Genomic DNA, 15,514 nt, shown 5'->3' on the forward strand with positions numbered 1-15,514 from the left:
CGGCACTTGAAGGCTTTGGCGCGCGTGGCAGGCGGGCGGAGGGAAGCGCGCCCGCCCTGCGATGAACATTCATCGCAACGCGAAGGGCGCCCGCGCGGCTAGATCCACCGCGGGTTCGTCTGGCTGTAGTTGTGGCCGTTCGAGAACGACGGGTCGGCGGGAAGAAGCGGCGTGAGGACCTCGAACCCCGAGCCGTCTGCGGCGACGCGGAACAGCACGACGCCGTGCTCGGCGCCGCGCCGTACCGCGCCGTCGAACACGAGGAACCGCCCGTCGGGCGAAAAGTCGCCGTCGAGGGGGAACGTGCCGCGGTTGGCTTGGCCCTGGAACCGCTCGTCGGGCACGTAGCCCGCCTGCGCGGCCGCGGCGACGAGGGCTGCGCGCAGATCCGCGAGGATCTCGCCGGTGGAGGCGTTCAAGATGCGCGCTCGGCCGGGCTCGAGGACGCGCGCGCCGTCGCGCGAGACGGCAAGGTGGATCGCGCCCGCGTCAGGCACGGCGAGCACCTCGCGGCGCGCGGCAAGATCGCGCACGCGCAGCGTGACGCCCGTCTCGGGCGAGAAGGTGGAGTAAGCGACGCGCGTGCCGTCGGGGAACCATTCGGGCGACTCGTCGTTCTCCGGCGCGTCGCTCACCCGCTCGAAGGCGCCCGTGGAGAGGTTCACGACGAAGACGTCGAGGTTCTGCGACGGGCCTCCGCGCGGCTCGATCGTCGTGGCTTGAACGAGCGCGCGGGTCCCGTCGGGCGAGAGGGAGGGGCGCGCGATCGCGTGGAGGCCCGGCACGGGAAGCACGGTGGCGCGGCCGCGCGCGTCGACGAGGAGAAGCCCTTCGGGATGAGGGCTCACGAGAAGGTCGGGGCGCAGATCAAAGCCGCCGGGGGGAAGCGTGGCGCCGGGCGCGCCGCCGCCGATGCGCGAGAGCGCGGCGGCAGGGGAAGCGGTCAAAGGCGTGCGGTAATAGATGCCCTCAGGGAACGTCGCCTTCTCGCCGGGCGGCGGTTCCTCGCGCGGGCGGTCGTCCTGCGGAACGGCGCATCCGGCAAGGAGAAGGAGCGCGAGGCCGACGAGCGGGAGGTGCGAGCGCACGGCGGGCCAACTTGTCGCCGTCACTTAAATCTGCATATTCAGGCGGACGACCGGATCATCGCGGAACTTGCCGCACAAGAACCATCGTCACCTGCTGATCGACGACGATGCCGCTGGAACTCTCGCGGGCGTAGACGGCTTCCGCGCCAAGAGGCACGCGCGCTTCGAAGAAAGGTGCCGTTCCTTCCACCCTTTCGACGACCCTGCTCTGGCCGAGCCCCTTGTATTCGCCGGCCACGAACACCAACGCCAGCCGGTCGTTGAACGCATGGTTCGGTTTCCATTCCAAACGAACGGCCCCTTCCGCCGGCAGAACCTTGGATCGATCTGAAGGATTCTGAATCTCCGGCAGCCGGCACTGTCCCTTCGTCGTCGTGCCACCCGGGGTGCCAAGGACGAGCGTGCAAGTCGTCGAATCGCGGCTCTCGACCAGACTGGGCAACTCTTGGGGACCAAGGTCAACTTGAGACGCGGCGGCGAGAATGAGCGAGGGAAGGGCAAGTGCGACGGCGATCGTCATCCAGCCCGCGGATCGGCTCAAAGATTGTCCTCCACGAGATCAAGTGCGTCTCTGAGCGTTCGCTCCAAGGTCCCAAGATCGCCATCGCAACTTGGAACCATGTCTTGCGGCCGCGAATCATCCGTCCAGAGCGCATAGCAGCTACCGTGAGACCACGCTTCGAGCCACAGGGCCGACCAACCGGCTTGTCGCGCCTCAAGAACGTGCACGCCAAAGCCCCAGTTATCCGCTAGACCAATTTCGGAATAGCTTCCGGTGTAGACTTTAGCGCACCAAATCCAGGTTGTTGTCGGAACGGGCTGGCAAATCCAGTCGTCTTGATGATCTGCGACCGCCGTCGGCACAAGCGCGCCTATAAGAAGAATAGCGCCGAACAATACTCCGAAACCCGGTCCAAAGCGCATTTCTTACCCCCGGCAAGCAAGCGGCCGTGAATCAAATAAGCTTTTTCCCGAAATCGCTACACACGGGCCGCGCATGTTCCTCGCAACGCAATGTCTTTCCCGCTATCCCCAATACGCCTGCCGCGCGAGCGTGGAAAGCGCGTAGAAGGCGTCCTCGACGGGCCGCTGCGGCATGGGCGCTTGGCCCGTGAGGACCGCAAGCGCGTTCGGGAACGTGTGCTCGCTGATCATGCCGTAGCCCATCTTGGCGTAGACGGCCGCGGGCGAGTTTGCGGGCTGGGGCACCCACCAGCCGCCCGTTCCGCCGTTCCACTTGCTGTCGTGCGGATTCGGGTTTGCCGTCTTGCGGATGACCTCGTGGAGCTCGGCGACCGTGAGCGCGCCGTCGGCAAGCGGCCCCGCGGCCGGCGGTGCGCCGGGCACCGTGAGGAGCACGCTTCCCTGCCGACCGTCGCGCCAGTCGACGGAGGCGCGCGCGGCTTGCAGGAGCGCGGCCGCGTAGCCCGTCGTGCGCGGGCTTGCGCTGCTCGTGCCGCCGAAGGTCGTCGTCCCATAGCTGTTCGGCGAGGCGGCAAGCGTGTCGCCGCCGTCCATGACGACGTGCGGGTTGAGGTTGCTGAAGATCGTGTAGCCGCCGTTGTCGTTGGCGCCTGCGATGAGCGATCCCACGGGGCCGTTGTAGCGGGAGAGCTCCATGGGGTAGTTCGGACCAAGGCCGGCCACGCCGTTTCCGCCCGCGATCACGACGAGCTGGCCCGCGGTGATCATGCCGCGGATGCCCGACGTGAGCGAGTCGGCGACGGGGAAGGGAATGTCCTGGATGTTGAGGTGCACGACGTCGATCCAACGCTGCTGCGCGACCCAGGCCATCTTGGGCTGGTTGGCCGTGCCGCTGTACCAGTTGAGGACGACAAGCCACGCGTCCGGCGCCATCCCGTACTGCTCGCAGACGACCTGCGAGGCCGCCTGCGCGCCGTGCGGGTACGTGTCGATGAGCTCGCCCGGGTGGCCGTAGAAGAGGAGGTTCGTGTTGGGGATGTGGTAGAGCGTTCCCCACTGGATCGTCGCGAGAAGCGCCGCGTTGGCCGAGAGCGACTCTGCGTACGTGGCGCGGAAATCGAGGGGAAGCGCGACCGCGTTTGCGGGAAAGCCGGAGATGCCCGCGCGGCTTGCGTCCCAGCCGGGCCGGCGGAAGCACGGGTGGAAGGGGTTCACGCCCGTGTCGAACTGCGCGACGACGACGTTTGGCACCGAGGGGCCCAGCACGGCGGGCGTGGCCGAGGCGGGGTCCGAAGCGGGGCCTTCGCCCACGCCGTTCTGCGCGCTCACCACGAAGGTGTAGGACTGGCCGTTCACGAGGCCCGCGACGACGTGCGAGCGTGCGTCCCCGTCCTTTGTCGCCACGCGCTGCAGCGACCCGCCCGCGGCGACGCGGTACACGTGGTACGACTGCACGGGCGATCCGCCGTCGCTTGCCGGGGCAAACCACGTGAGCGTGACGTTCTGGTACCCGCCGAGGGCGACGAGGTTGCGCGGCGCAGACGGCGCCGAGAGCGGTAACGCGGCGGCGGAGACTTCCGCGCTGCGCGGGCCTTCGCCGACCGCATTCACGGCGCTCACTTGGTACACGTACGTCGTGCCGACGACGACGCCGGCGTCGACGTAGCTGCGGGGCGAGGCGGGGACGCTCGTCAGGAAAGCGAGCGGCTGGTTGGCTTCCGCGCGGTAGATTCGGTAGCTGGAAACGGCCGATCCGCCGTTTGCGGCGGGCGCGTTCCACGAAAGGGTGATCTTCTCGTTTCCGGGCGTCGCCTGCGGGTTGCGCGGCGCCGAGGGGGGGGTTGGCGCAAGCGGCGTGGCGCTCGCTTCCGCGCTCGCCGGGCCTTCGCCAACGCCGTTCTCCGCGCTCACGCGGTAGCGGTAGGACGTCCCGGCGACGACGTCGTTGTCCGTGTAGCTGCGCTGCGAGGCGGCGACGCTTGCGACGCGCGCAAAGCCGCCCGAGCCGGTCGCGCGGTGCACGTGGTACGAATGAATCGCACTTGCGCCGTCGTCGGCAGGCTCGGTCCACGAGAGGAGCACTTTGTTGTAGTCCGCCGCGGCGGAAAGGTCGCGCGGGGACGTCGGAGCCGTGGGCTCGATCACGACCGGGTTCGTGCCGACGACGTACGCTCCGGCGTCCGTCGCGTCGTAGAGCGCGTACGAGCCGGGAAGCTCGGAGGCGCCCGGAGGCGCGCTCGTGACGGAAGCGGTCACGCTCGAAAGCGTCGCGCCGTCGGGGGGATTTCCGATGCCCGAGCGCGGAACGTCGAGCCGAAGCTCGTTTCCGGCCCACGCGACCGGAATGGGGTTTCCGGAGACGCGCGCGACGTCGGGCGCGGCGCGCCACAGCGTGGCGCCGGAGAGCGTGCCGCCGGTCGAGTAGGAAACGGTCGCGTAGTAGAAGAGCCCGCCTTCGACCTGGAAGCCCAGCCGGTAGCGAAGCGTGAGCGGCCGATCGTTGCGGTCGGCGACCTTGAGGAAGAACTTCACCGTCGACGCGTCGGTGGACGCCCCGACCCGCAGAAGGTCGGCCGCAAGGCCGCTTCCGTCCGCGTGGTCGGAAGCCGCGTCCGCCACGATCTCGTGCCCGCTTGCGGGGGCCGACCCAAGCGACGGCGGCAGCGCCGGGGCCAGGAGGAGGACGAGCAGGGCAACGGCGGTAGCCTGGCGCATCGAGAGCCTTCCGTACGGCGTATCGACACGAACGACCGGCTTAAACAATCCCGTGATGCTCTATGCATATCCTTGCGATGAATGTTCATCGCAGAGGGTTCTACCGCTTGGCGCGCACGGCCGCGGCCCTGCGCCGCGGGGCGACCGGCAAGGCCGACGGCGCCGGCACGGCGAGCACCCGCCGCAGCGCCGCGCCCGTGGCCGTGCCGGTCTTGGCGACGTCCTCGGGCGTGCCCTCGGCGACGATCCGCCCGCCGGCCTCGCCACCGTCGGGGCCAAGGTCGAGGATCCAGTCGGCCGTCTTCACGACGTCGAGGTTGTGCTCGATGACGACGACCGTGTTCCCGGCGTCGACGAGCCGCCCGAGCACGGCAAGGAGCTTGCGGATGTCGGCGAAGTGGAGGCCCGTCGTGGGCTCGTCGAGGACGTACATCGTCTTGCCCGTCGCGCGCTTGTGGAGCTCCGAGGCGAGCTTCACGCGCTGCGCCTCGCCGCCCGAGAGCGTTGGAGCGCTCTGGCCCAGGCGGACGTAGCCCAACCCGACGTCCTCGAGCGTTCGCAGCACGCGGGCGATGGCGGGCACGTTCTCGAAGAACGCGGCGGCCTCGGTCACGGTCATGTCGAGGACGTCCTTGATGGTCTTGCCCTTGTAGCGGATGTCGAGGGTCTCCTGGTTGTAGCGCGCGCCCTTGCACGCCTCGCAATTCACGTAGACGTCCGCGAGGAAGTGCATCTCGATCTTGACGACGCCGTCGCCTTCGCACGCCTCGCAGCGGCCGCCGCGCACGTTGAAGCTGAAGCGGCCGGGGTCGTACCCGCGCGCCTTGGCCTCGGGCACGAGCGAGAAGAGGTACCGGATGGGCGTAAAGCAGCCGGTGTACGTGGCCGGGTTGCTGCGGGGCGTGCGGCCGATGGGGCTCTGGTCGATGACGACGACCTTGTCCACGTTCTCGACGCCCTCGATGCGCTCGTGGCGCCCCGGAAGCTCGTGCGACTGGCGCAGCCGCCGCGCGAGGCCCTTCACGAGGATCTCGTTCACGAGCGTGGACTTGCCGCTTCCCGAGACGCCCGTCACGAGCACGAGCTTCCCCAGCGGGAAGCGGGCCGTGATCTCCTTGAGGTTGTTCTCCGCCCCGCCAACGACCGACACGAGCTTTCCGCTTCCGGGCCGGCGCACGGGCGGCACCGGGATCGATTCGACGCCCGCGAGGAAGCGGCCCGTGACGCTCTCGAGGTTCGCCGCGACCGCCTCCGGCGTGCCCTCGGCCACGACGCGCCCGCCGTTCTCGCCCGCGCCGGGGCCAAGGTCGACGAGCCAGTCGGCCGCGCGCATCATGGACTCGTCGTGCTCGACCACGATGAGCGTGTTGCCAAGATCGCGCAGGCCCTTCAGGCTCGCGATGAGCTTCTCCTCGTCGCGGTGGTGAAGGCCGATGGAGGGCTCGTCGAGGATGTAGAGCACGCCCACGAGGCCCGAGCCGATCTGCGTGGCAAGGCGGATGCGCTGGGCCTCGCCGCCGGAGAGCGTGTTGGCCGAGCGCGAGAGCGTGAGGTAGGCAAGCCCCACGTCGATGAGGAACTTGAGCCGCTGGCGGATCTCCTTCACGACCTCCTTGGCGATGAGGCGCTCGCGGTCGGTGAGGCCGCGCTCGTAGGTCTCGAACCAGCCGTGGAGGCGCTCGACGGAGTCCTCGCACACCTCGTGGATGCCGCGCCCGGCCACCTTGACGGCGAGGACCTCGTCCTTGAGGCGCCGGCCCTTGCACGCCTTGCACGGCTTCTGGGACATGAACTGCTGGAGACGGTCGCGGACGCTCTCGCTCTCCGTGTCGCGCCAGAGGCGCTCCAGGCGCGTGGCCACGCCTTCGAAGTCGGAGTAGCCGGACCAGTAGTAGCTCTTGCTGCGCGATCCGTACGTCTGCCGGAACCGCTCGCCGGAGCCGCCCATGAGGATGCGCTTCTGGCGGTCGTTGAGGTCGTTCCAGCACGCGTTTCGGGGGAAATCATAGTGCTTGGCGACTTGGGCGATCTCGCGGCCAAGCCACGTCCAGTGCCGCACCACGTCGCCCTTGATCGCGCCGTCGGTGAGCGAAGCCGTGGGATCGGCGATCACAAGCTCGGGATCAATTTCAAGAGCCGTGCCCAGTCCGGAGCACGTGGCGCAGGCGCCGTGCGGGCTGTTGAAGGAGAACGTTCGCGGCGCAAGCTCGGGCATGGAAACGTCGCAATCCGGGCATGCAAGCGCGCGCGAGTACACCGTGTCCTTCGTCTTCTTGTCCTTCTCGGGATCGCCCGCGACGATCGTGACCACGCCGTCGGCGAGCTTCATGGCCTGCTCGATCGCCTCGGCCATGCGGGCGCGCGCGTCGGACCGTGCCGCCAGCCGGTCGATCACGACCTCGATCGTGTGCTTCTCGTACCGCGCGAGCGTCCACGCGTCCTCGACGGTGCCGTGCTTGCCGTCCACGCGAACGCGCTGGAAGCCTTGCGCCTTGAGCTCGTCGAAGAACCGCGGGTAGTTACCCTTCCGGTCGCGGACGACGGGCGCAAGGACCTGGACCTTCGTGCCGGCCGGAAGCTGCAGCACGCGCTCGACGATCTGGTCGGGCGTCTGGGGCTTCACCTCGCGGCCGCACTTGGGGCAGTGGGGCACGCCCAAATTGGCGAACAGGACGCGGAGGTAGTCGTAGATCTCCGTCACCGTCCCGACCGTCGAGCGGGGGTTGTGCGAGGTCGACTTCTGGTCGATCGAGATGGCCGGCGAGAGCCCGTCGATGGAGTCCACGTCGGGCTTCTCCATCTGTCCCAGGAACTGCCGCGCGTACGACGACAGCGATTCGACGTAACGCCGCTGGCCTTCCGCGTAGATCGTGTCGAAGGCAAGCGAGGACTTGCCGCTGCCGGAGAGCCCCGTCAGGACGACGAGCTCGTTGCGGGGGATCGTGACGTCGACGTTCTTGAGGTTGTGCTCGCGCGCCCCCCGGATCACGATCGAATCCTTTGCCATCTGGAACGGGCTGTGACTTCTGGATAACGCATATAAGGGTTGTGACGGGCGGACCGGAAGTGGTCGAAGGGGCGACGGCCGCCTGCCAAATTATCCCACTCGCGCGATCAACCCACCGCAAAGCTCGCGTACCCGACGCAGTCGCGACCGGGCTCGACGTCGTGGCTCGTGGCGCGCGCGAGCCGGCGCACCGTCCCGCCACCCATGGCGTTGGCCGCGCGCAGCGCCGCCGCCCACGGCGCGGCGCCGCACCACCCGAGGTCGTACGACCGAACGTAGTCGAGGGCCTTCAGGCCCTCGCCCGCCTCGATCAGCGCAAGCGCGGGCTCGTCGCGACGCGTGGCCCAAGCCGCCAACGACGCGTCGCGGGGAGGGTACACGCCAAAGCCCGGACCGATGTGCGAGAGGTCGCTTGTCGCAACGATCGCGACGTCGCGGCCTCCGGCCGCCTTGGCGAGGGTCTGCGCAAGCTCGCGGACAGCCTCCTCGTCCTGGAGCGTGATGGCGACGGCGACGAATCGCACCTCCCGACCCGCGCCGACTAGGAATTGGAGGAAAGGAAGCTGCACCTCGAGGCTGTGCTCGGCGACGTGCGCGCTCTCGTCCACCACCACCGTCTCCAAGGCAAGGATGGACTGCAGGAGCTCGCCGTCGGTTCGCGCGGTGCCCATCGGCGTGCGCCAATCCTCGGAGCTTGCGTTCACGGCAGCGCTGCCGCCGGCGTGGTGGTCCGGCCCGATGAGCACGAAGGTCTCGGGCAGCCCGTCCTCCGCAAGCGCCGCGTAGGCGTGCGCCGCGACGGCGCCGCTGTACCGGAGGCCCGCGTGCGGAACGAGGATCGCCCGCACGCGCCCCTGCCGCGTCGCCGCGACCGTCGGCACGCGTCCGATCGCCCGCTCGAAGCAGCCGGCGATCTGCCGCGCGAGGCTCGGCGCGTCCTCGGCGTAGAAGATGCCGGCGACCGACGGCGGGCGCATGAGCGACGGATGGTGGAGGAGCCACCTAAGCGCTTGTCTCCACCCAAGCGCAGGGTTGATGAAGCAACGGAGCGCATGGAATCGCCGTGGCGACCACGAACGCGCGCTTGCCCGGCACTTCGCCGACGCGGCAAAGCCAAGTCCGGCGCTGCGCTAGGACGAAAACTTCTTGCGACTCTCCTTCAGCGCCTCGACCGCGGGGAGCTTCTCGCCGGCCACGTAGGCCATGAGCGCGCCGCCGGCGAGGCTCACGTATCCGAAGTCGTCGTGGCCAAGGCCGAACTTGTCGAGCGCGGAGGTCGTGTGGCCGCCGCCAAGGAGGGAGAAGGCCTCGCTTCGCGCGAAGGCTTGGAGGATGCCCTTCGTGCCGAACTCGTACGCGGGATCCTCGAATGCGCCGGCGGGGCCGTTGAAGAAGAGGCTCCCGGCCTCCTCGATGTAGCGCGCGTACGAGGCGACCGTGTCGTTGCCTATGTCCAGGATGGGCTCCTCGACGGGCAGCTCCTCGATGTAGACCTCCTTGCGGCCCTCGGGCGTCCTCACCGCGACGTCCTCGGGGACGAGGATCTTCTCGTCGTACTCGTCGAGGAGCTCCTCGGCCTCGGCGAGGTGCTTGAGCGTGCCTTTCTTCTCGAGGATCGCGTGCGTGCCGGCCCCAAGCTCGTGCCCGCGCGCCACGAGGAAGAGCTCCCCCACGAGGCCGCCCGTGAGGACGAGATCGAGCTTGCCCCGTGCGAGGTTGTGCCGCATGACCATGAGGCTGTCCTCGGGCTTGGCGCCGCCCAGGAAGTACACGGCGGGCGACTCGGGGTTGTCGCACGCCTTGTCGAGAGCGTCAAGTTCCCGCGCAAGCCCCCGGCCCGCCGCCGATGGCAGCAGCATGGGGAAGCCGACGAGGCTCGCCTGCGCGCGGTGCGAGGCCGAGAAGGCGTCGTTCACGTAGTACTTCGCGTGCTTGGCAAGCGTCGCGACGAAGCTCGCCTGCGCGTGCTCGGCGGGCGTGGCCTTGCGCGTCTCCTCGTCGAGGCCGCGCACGTTGTCGAGCACGAGGACGTGGCCGTTTGCGAGCTTCGCCATGCCGTCGATCGCCTTTGTCCCGGCCACGTCGGGCACAAACGTCGTGGGCGCGCCGGCGGCCTTGCCCAGAAGCGCCGCGTGCTGCGAGAGATCCGTGAAGTCGTCGTCTCCCTTGCGCCCCTGGTGTCCCAGCACGACCACGCGCGCGCCCTTCTTCGCCAGATCCGCCACGGTCTCGGCGGAAGCCTCGATGCGGTCCGTGCCGGCCACGCGGCCGTTCTCGATGGGACTGTTGATGTCGAGGCGAAGCAGCACGGTCGCGCCGCGAAGCGAGAGTTCGTCGATCGTAAGGTAGGGGCGTGCGGGGGCCATGGCAACCCGCATCGGAACCGGGCGGGCGAGATAAAAGTTCTTGTGGGCGGTCAGCGCGGGGACGCCTTCTCGAACTCGATGCCCGGCCGGTACCCGGGCACGTAACGCACGCGCGTGCCAAGCGGAAGTTCGTCCGGCAAGGCCACATTGGGGATGCGACCGACCACGCTGGCCCCGTCGTCGAGCCGGATCACGGCGATCGCAAACGGGACGTCGTTCACCCACTCCTCCGCCGCCACGCGCTGGATCGTGAACGACTCCACGACGCCTTCCCTCGCAAGGTCCACGCGAACCACGTCGTCCGAGCCGCACCCGGGGCACCGCACGGCGGGCGTGGCCTGCTTTCGGCCGCACGCGCGACAGGCGGTTCCGGGCAGCGAGCCGTCGCGCACGGCCGCGCGGAAGCCAGCCGACGAGAGGTCCGGGGCGGCGCCTGCGGTCATCGCTCCCTCCGGAACACGTGCACGGCGACGCTTCCGCCCGTGGCGCCCACGTTGTGCGAGAGGGCAAGCGTGGCGTCCTCGACCTGGCGAGCGCCGGCGCGGCCGGTCAGCTGATCGAACACCTCGCACGCCTGCCCCAGCCCGGTGGCTCCGACGGGGTGGCCCTTGGCCTTGAGCCCGCCGCTTGGATTGACCGGCCGCTCGCCGTCGCGCGCCGTGATGCCGTCGCGGACGGCGGCGGCCGCCTTGCCCGGCGCGAAAAGGCCGAGATCCTCCGTCGCGACGAGCTCCGCGATCGTGAAGCAGTCGTGGACCTCGAGAAGATCGAGATCCAGTACGCCGATGCCGGCCTGCGCGAGCGCCTGGCGGCCCGCTCGGCGCGCGCCTTCGATCGACGTTGGGTCCTCGCGGTCGGCAAGCGCGGCGATCGAGCCCGCACGGGCCGACCCGGCGACGTGGATGCGCGGCCCCCCGATCGCGCGCGCGACCTCCTCGGTGGCGAGGACCACCGCCGCGGCGCCGTCGGAGAACGGGCAGGCGTCGAAACGCTTCAACGGATGCGCGACGACGTCGCTTGCAAGCACGTCCTGCACCGTGAGCGCCTTCCGCAGGTGGGCCTTGGGATTCTCAAGCGCGTTCGCGTGGTTCTTCACGGCCACGCGCGCGAGGTCCTCCTCGGTCGTTCCGTGGCGTTGCATGTGGGCGCGCGCCAGGAGAGCGTAAAGGCCCGGGAACGTCGCGCCGCAGACGCCCTCGGACGCGAAGTCGCTGCCGTAGGCGAAATACCCGGTGGCCGTCACGGTGTCCAACTGCGTGACCTTCTCCGTCCCCACGGCAAGCGCGGCGTCCGCGAATCCGCCGGCCACGTGCACGAACGCCTCGTGAAGGGCCGCCCCGCCGCTTGCGCACGCGGCCTCCACCGTCGTCGCCGGGACGTTGGGGCGTCCGAGCGACGTCATGACAAGCGGGCCCAGGTGCCCCTGGCGCTCGGCGAGCGAGAAGGCGTTTGCCACAAACGCGCAACCGACGCGCGCGGCGGCAAGCCCGCTTTCGCGCAGCGCCGCGTCGGCGGCCTGGACGGCAAGATCGCGCGCGGAGGACGCGTGCTTGCCGAAGGCCGTCTGCTCGGCCGCGACGAGGTAGACGGGACGCACGTGAGGACTAGGGCCCGGCGGCCTTGTTAAGGGTTCGGTTGGGCCAAGGAGTCCGGCGCGCGTCCTGCCCGCGCGGGCGGGTTCGGTAGAGTCCCAATCGCCCGGCGTGAGTACCTTCAGTCGCCGCCGAAGTCCTCGCCGCCGGCGCCGGGCATCTTGCCCTTGCCGCCGCCGGGTCCGGCCTTGGCCGCGATCGTGTCGTCGATGCGAAGGATCATGCTTGCGACCTCGGTGGCCGCGGCGATGGCCTGCGACTTCACGCGCAGGGGCTCGAGCACGGCCTCCTTTCGCATGTCCACGACCTTGCCCGTGAAGACGTTGATGCCCGCCGTCGCCTGGCCCTTCTCGTGGGCCGCGCGCAGGTCGACGAGGACCTGGATCGGGTCGAGGCCGGCGTTCTGGGCAAGCGTGTGGGGGATCACTTCGAGCGCGTCGGCGAAGGCGCGGATGGCGAGCTGCTCGCGGCCGCCCACGCCTGCGGCGTACTTGCGAAGCTGGAGGGCAAGCTCGATCTCGGGAGCGCCGCCGCCGGCCAGCGCGCGACCGTCGTCCTCCAAGACGTCGGCCGTCACGGAGAGGGCGTCGTCGAGCGTGCGCTCGAGCTCGTCGGCAACGTGCTCCGTTCCACCGCGGACGAGGATCGAGACGCTCTTCGGGTTGCGGCATCCGGTCACGAAGGTCATGGCGTCCTCGCCGACCTTGCGCTCCTCGACGAGCGAGGCGCGGCCGAGATCGGAGCCTTCGAGGTCGTCGAGGTGGCCCACGATGCGACCGCCCGCGGCGCGCGCGAGCTTCTCCATGTCGCTCTTCTTGACGCGCCGGACGGCGTACACGCCCTGCTTGGCGAGGAAGTGCTGCGCGAGGTCGTCGATGCCCTTCTGGCAAAAGACCACGTTTGCCCCGGCGGCCACGACCTTGTCCACCTTGGCGCGAAGCGTCGCCTCCTCCTGGTCGAGGAACTCGCGGAGGCGCTCGGGGTCGGTGATCTCGATGTGCGCCTCGATCTCGGGCTTCTTGATCTCGAGGGCCGTCTCGAGGATGGCGATGCGGGCGTCCCGCACGGCGCTTGGCATGTTCTCGTGGACGCGCTCCTTGTCGACGATGAGGCCCTCGACGAGCTGCGTGTCCTCGACGCCGCCACCGTGCTTCTTCACGATCTGGATCTGGTCGAGGTCCGCGACGACCTTGCCGTCGCGCTCCTCCGCCACCGCGCGAACGGCGCGGACGGCAAGATCGGCGAGGCTCTCGCGGTCGGTCGTGGCCGACTTCGAGTACATGCTCGTGGCCGCGATCGAGCGCACGTCCTTGTCGGAGCGCACGTTGAGCGAGAAGGCGGTGGCCTGCAGGATCGCCTGGGCCTTGGCGGCGGCGAGGCCAAAGCCGCGCACGAGGATCGTCGGGTGCACGTCGTCCACGAGCTTCTCGGCCTCGTGCAGGAGCGCGCCGGCCAGCACGACGGAGGTCGTGGTGCCGTCGCCGGCCTCTTGCTCCTGGGTCTTTGCGACCTCGATGAGCATCTTCGCCGCCGGGTGCGACACGTCGAGCTCCTTGAGGATCGTGGCGCCGTCGTTTGTCACGACGACGTCGCCGAGATTGTCCACGAGCATCTTGTCCATGCCGCGGGGGCCCAGCGTCGTGCGGACGGCGTCGGCGATGGCGCGGGCGGCCTGGATGTTCGAGGACAGCGCGTCGCGACCCTTCGAGCGGCTGGTTCCTTCCTGAAGAATGTAGATCGGCTGCGGGTTGCCCATCATGCGATGTGCCTCCGGATTCGGGCCGTAAGAGGGAGCGCTTCTATATAAGGCTCACGCACGACTGGCCGGTGGGGCGCGGCGCAAAGGCCGCGCGCCGCGAAGACCCGCACGGCTCCGTCATGCCCCCGGCTGGCAATCCAGGGGGAGCGAACTATCCCGGCTTCGCGTACACGTCCGCGCTCATCATCTCGATGCCGACGAAGGGCTGGTTGCCTTCGACCCACGCATCGTGCCCGGGCGGGATCGTATACGATTCGCCGGCGTGCAGGGTCTTCTCGGTTCCGTCCTTGAGGCGCACGGTGATCTGCCCGGACACTGCGTATCCCACGTGGGAGACCTGGCACTGATCGGTCTTGACGACAGGCTTCACGCACTCCGACCAGCGCCATCCGGGTTCAAACGTCATGCGCCCGATCGTGAAGCCTTCGAGCTTCACGATCTCGACGCGGGTCTTGGCTGGCGCGCGCACCTCGTCGGGCGTCGCGTGCGATTTCACCTGCAGCTTCGTCGTCCTGACTTGCGTGGCCATCGGATCGTTCTCCTGCGGGGCGAGCCACGGGCGGCCTCTTGTCGCTTCCGCACCAACCCGGACGCGGGGTGAGGGTCGTGCGGGCCGAAGGCGAACGGGCTTCCTAGAACGGAAGCTCCGCCTCGACGAGCCGCGCGAGGTTCTCGATGCTCTGCTTCCAGCCTTCCGGCGCGCCCTCGGAGGCGGGTCCGGGCGGAAGATTCTCCTGCACGATCGTGACCTCCGTGCCGCCGGCCACGCGCGCAAACGTGATCGTGACCTTCATCTCGTGGTCGGACGGGAAACCGGGGACGTCGCCTTCGAACTTGTCCGTGTGGACGATGCGCTCGTGCGGCCTGAGCTCGAGGTACCTGCCGCCGAAGTACTGCGTCCAGCTCCGGTTGATCGTGGAAAAGCTCATGCGGAACGTTCCGCCCACGCGCGCGTCGAGGTGATGGACGTGGCCGGTGAATCCGTTGGGCGGGATCCACTTCGCGAGCGCATCTGGGTCGAGGAAGGCTTGGTAGACGCGTTCGGGGGGCGCCTTGAGCACGCGCTGGAGGCGCAGGGTCGTTCCGGTCTTGCTCACCTGGGTCTGCTGGGTCGTGTTCATCGGGGGTTCTCTCCTTGGAGATGGCGGGCCAGGGCGTCCAGGCGCTCCTCCCACAGGATCCGGTACTGGACGATCCACGAGAACGCCGCGGAAAGGGGCTTGGGCGCAAGCGAGCAGCGGCGCACGCGACCGTCGGGCGTCTGCGTCAGGAGCCCCGCGTCCTCCAGGATCCGGAGGTGCTTGGAGATGGCCGGAAGGCTCACGTCGTGCGGCTTGGCGAGATCCCCGACCGCGCAGTCGCCCTCCGCCAGGCGCTCCAGCATGGCGCGCCGGATCGGGTGGGCAAGCGCGGCGAAGACCGCATCGAGCTGCGCGTCTCTTCCCTTAACCATCGGGTTAAGCATGATGGTCCCCGATAATTAACCTTTTGGTTAATCGTTTCCGGGTCGTCCCGCAACGGTCTTGACGCGCCCGCCCGCTCGTCTCGCGTGCCTTTCGAAGGCCGGCCCGCGCCCGACTTTGCCGCCCCCGACCAGCGGGGGGAGACCCTGCGCCTTTCCGACCTTCGCGGCCGCTGGGTCGTCCTGTATTTCAATCCGCGCGACGAGACGCGCGGCTGCACGGCCGAGGCGTGCGAATTTCGCGACCGGCGGGACGCGTTCTCGCGGCTGGACGCCGAGATCGTGGGCGTCTCGACGCAGGACCAGGCCTCGCACGCCGCGTTCGCGCGCCGCCATCGGCTGCCCTTCCGCTTGGTCGCCGATCCGGACAAGCGCATCGCGCGCGCCTACGGCGCGCTCGGCTGGCTGGGCGTCGCCCGCCGCGTAACGTTCGTCCTCGACCCGTCGGGCGTCGTGCGTCGCGTTCACCGGTCGGAGCTCGACCCCCGCGGGCACGTGGAGGCGGCCCGCCGCGCGATCGAAGCGGGACGCACCGCTTCCGGCGTGCGATGAACGTTCATCGCAACGGCGCGGCCTACCGCAGCACGCCCATCTCCTGGGC

Annotated in this window: 13 protein-coding genes; 1 reads left to right on the plus strand and 12 read right to left on the minus strand. The window is 69.2% G+C overall.

All coding sequences use genetic code 11. From position 1 onward, the window contains the following. Positions 1 to 98 precede the first annotated feature (98 nt). From VM681_10215 to VM681_10270, 12 genes are all read right to left on the minus strand, one after another. Positions 99 to 1,088, minus strand: a complete 990-nt coding sequence (locus VM681_10215; GenBank protein HVL88357.1) for a hypothetical protein — start codon at positions 1,086 to 1,088, stop codon at positions 99 to 101. Between the two features lie 55 nt (positions 1,089 to 1,143). Continuing rightward, on the minus strand, positions 1,144 to 1,608 hold the full coding sequence (locus tag VM681_10220; protein ID HVL88358.1) for a hypothetical protein: 465 nt from the start codon (positions 1,606 to 1,608) through the stop codon (positions 1,144 to 1,146). Between the two features lie 506 nt (positions 1,609 to 2,114). Further along, positions 2,115 to 4,727: a fibronectin type III domain-containing protein gene (locus VM681_10225; protein HVL88359.1), complete on the minus strand. Its 2,613-nt coding sequence runs from the start codon at positions 4,725 to 4,727 to the stop codon at positions 2,115 to 2,117. A gap of 100 nt (positions 4,728 to 4,827) precedes the next feature. Continuing rightward, positions 4,828 to 7,734, minus strand: a complete 2,907-nt coding sequence (gene uvrA / locus VM681_10230; GenBank protein ID HVL88360.1) for an excinuclease ABC subunit UvrA — start codon at positions 7,732 to 7,734, stop codon at positions 4,828 to 4,830. A 107-nt stretch (positions 7,735 to 7,841) separates the two neighbouring features. Continuing rightward, positions 7,842 to 8,711, minus strand: coding sequence for an AmmeMemoRadiSam system protein B (gene amrB / locus VM681_10235; GenBank protein HVL88361.1), 870 nt, complete (start codon positions 8,709 to 8,711; stop codon positions 7,842 to 7,844). A gap of 153 nt (positions 8,712 to 8,864) precedes the next feature. Beyond that, positions 8,865 to 10,100 (minus strand): phosphoglycerate kinase, encoded by a 1,236-nt coding sequence (pgk, locus tag VM681_10240; protein HVL88362.1) that lies wholly within the window; start codon positions 10,098 to 10,100, stop codon positions 8,865 to 8,867. Between the two features lie 50 nt (positions 10,101 to 10,150). Next, entirely contained in the window at positions 10,151 to 10,543 is a 393-nt protein-coding gene (locus tag VM681_10245) for an OB-fold domain-containing protein (GenBank protein HVL88363.1), read from the minus strand. After that, entirely contained in the window at positions 10,540 to 11,697 is a 1,158-nt protein-coding gene (locus tag VM681_10250) for a beta-ketoacyl synthase N-terminal-like domain-containing protein (protein ID HVL88364.1), read from the minus strand. The genes VM681_10245 and VM681_10250 overlap by 4 nt, the downstream gene beginning before the upstream one ends. 116 nt (positions 11,698 to 11,813) lie before the next feature. Further along, positions 11,814 to 13,451 carry a thermosome subunit beta gene (gene thsB / locus VM681_10255; protein HVL88365.1) on the minus strand — a complete coding sequence of 546 codons (1,638 nt, stop codon included), beginning with the start codon at positions 13,449 to 13,451 and terminating at the stop codon, positions 11,814 to 11,816. A gap of 151 nt (positions 13,452 to 13,602) precedes the next feature. After that, entirely contained in the window at positions 13,603 to 13,980 is a 378-nt protein-coding gene (locus VM681_10260; protein ID HVL88366.1) for a cupin domain-containing protein, read from the minus strand. 103 nt (positions 13,981 to 14,083) lie between these two features. After that, positions 14,084 to 14,572: an SRPBCC family protein gene (locus tag VM681_10265; protein ID HVL88367.1), complete on the minus strand. Its 489-nt coding sequence runs from the start codon at positions 14,570 to 14,572 to the stop codon at positions 14,084 to 14,086. Continuing rightward, positions 14,569 to 14,904 carry a metalloregulator ArsR/SmtB family transcription factor gene (locus VM681_10270; GenBank protein ID HVL88368.1) on the minus strand — a complete coding sequence of 112 codons (336 nt, stop codon included), beginning with the start codon at positions 14,902 to 14,904 and terminating at the stop codon, positions 14,569 to 14,571. Before VM681_10270 ends, VM681_10265 begins: the two co-directional genes overlap by 4 nt. Positions 14,905 to 15,000: 96 nt before the next feature. On the opposite strand from VM681_10270, the gene VM681_10275 reads away from it, so the two are divergent. Further along, a complete protein-coding gene (locus VM681_10275; GenBank protein HVL88369.1) occupies positions 15,001 to 15,465 on the plus strand; it encodes a peroxiredoxin in 465 nt (154 codons plus the stop codon). Positions 15,466 to 15,514 lie beyond the last annotated feature (49 nt).

The sequence above is a fragment of the Candidatus Thermoplasmatota archaeon genome (assembly GCA_035541015.1).
Taxonomy (GTDB): domain Archaea; phylum Thermoplasmatota; class SW-10-69-26; order JACQPN01; family JAIVGT01; genus DATLFM01.

Bases quoted from the DNA above. Each gene is read 5' to 3' on its own strand.
- VM681_10220 (HVL88358.1), bottom strand. From the start codon at position 1,608: ATGACGATCGCCGTCGCACTTGCCCTTCCCTCGCTCATTCTCGCCGCC.
- VM681_10225 (HVL88359.1), bottom strand. From the start codon at position 4,727: ATGCGCCAGGCTACCGCCGTTGCCCTGCTCGTCCTCCTCCTGGCCCCG.
- uvrA (HVL88360.1), bottom strand. From the start codon at position 7,734: ATGGCAAAGGATTCGATCGTGATCCGGGGGGCGCGCGAGCACAACCTC.
- amrB (HVL88361.1), bottom strand. From the start codon at position 8,711: ATGCGCCCGCCGTCGGTCGCCGGCATCTTCTACGCCGAGGACGCGCCG.
- pgk (HVL88362.1), bottom strand. From the start codon at position 10,100: ATGGCCCCCGCACGCCCCTACCTTACGATCGACGAACTCTCGCTTCGC.
- VM681_10245 (HVL88363.1), bottom strand. From the start codon at position 10,543: ATGACCGCAGGCGCCGCCCCGGACCTCTCGTCGGCTGGCTTCCGCGCG.
- thsB (HVL88365.1), bottom strand. From the start codon at position 13,451: ATGATGGGCAACCCGCAGCCGATCTACATTCTTCAGGAAGGAACCAGC.
- VM681_10260 (HVL88366.1), bottom strand. From the start codon at position 13,980: ATGGCCACGCAAGTCAGGACGACGAAGCTGCAGGTGAAATCGCACGCG.
- VM681_10265 (HVL88367.1), bottom strand. From the start codon at position 14,572: ATGAACACGACCCAGCAGACCCAGGTGAGCAAGACCGGAACGACCCTG.
- VM681_10270 (HVL88368.1), bottom strand. From the start codon at position 14,904: ATGGTTAAGGGAAGAGACGCGCAGCTCGATGCGGTCTTCGCCGCGCTT.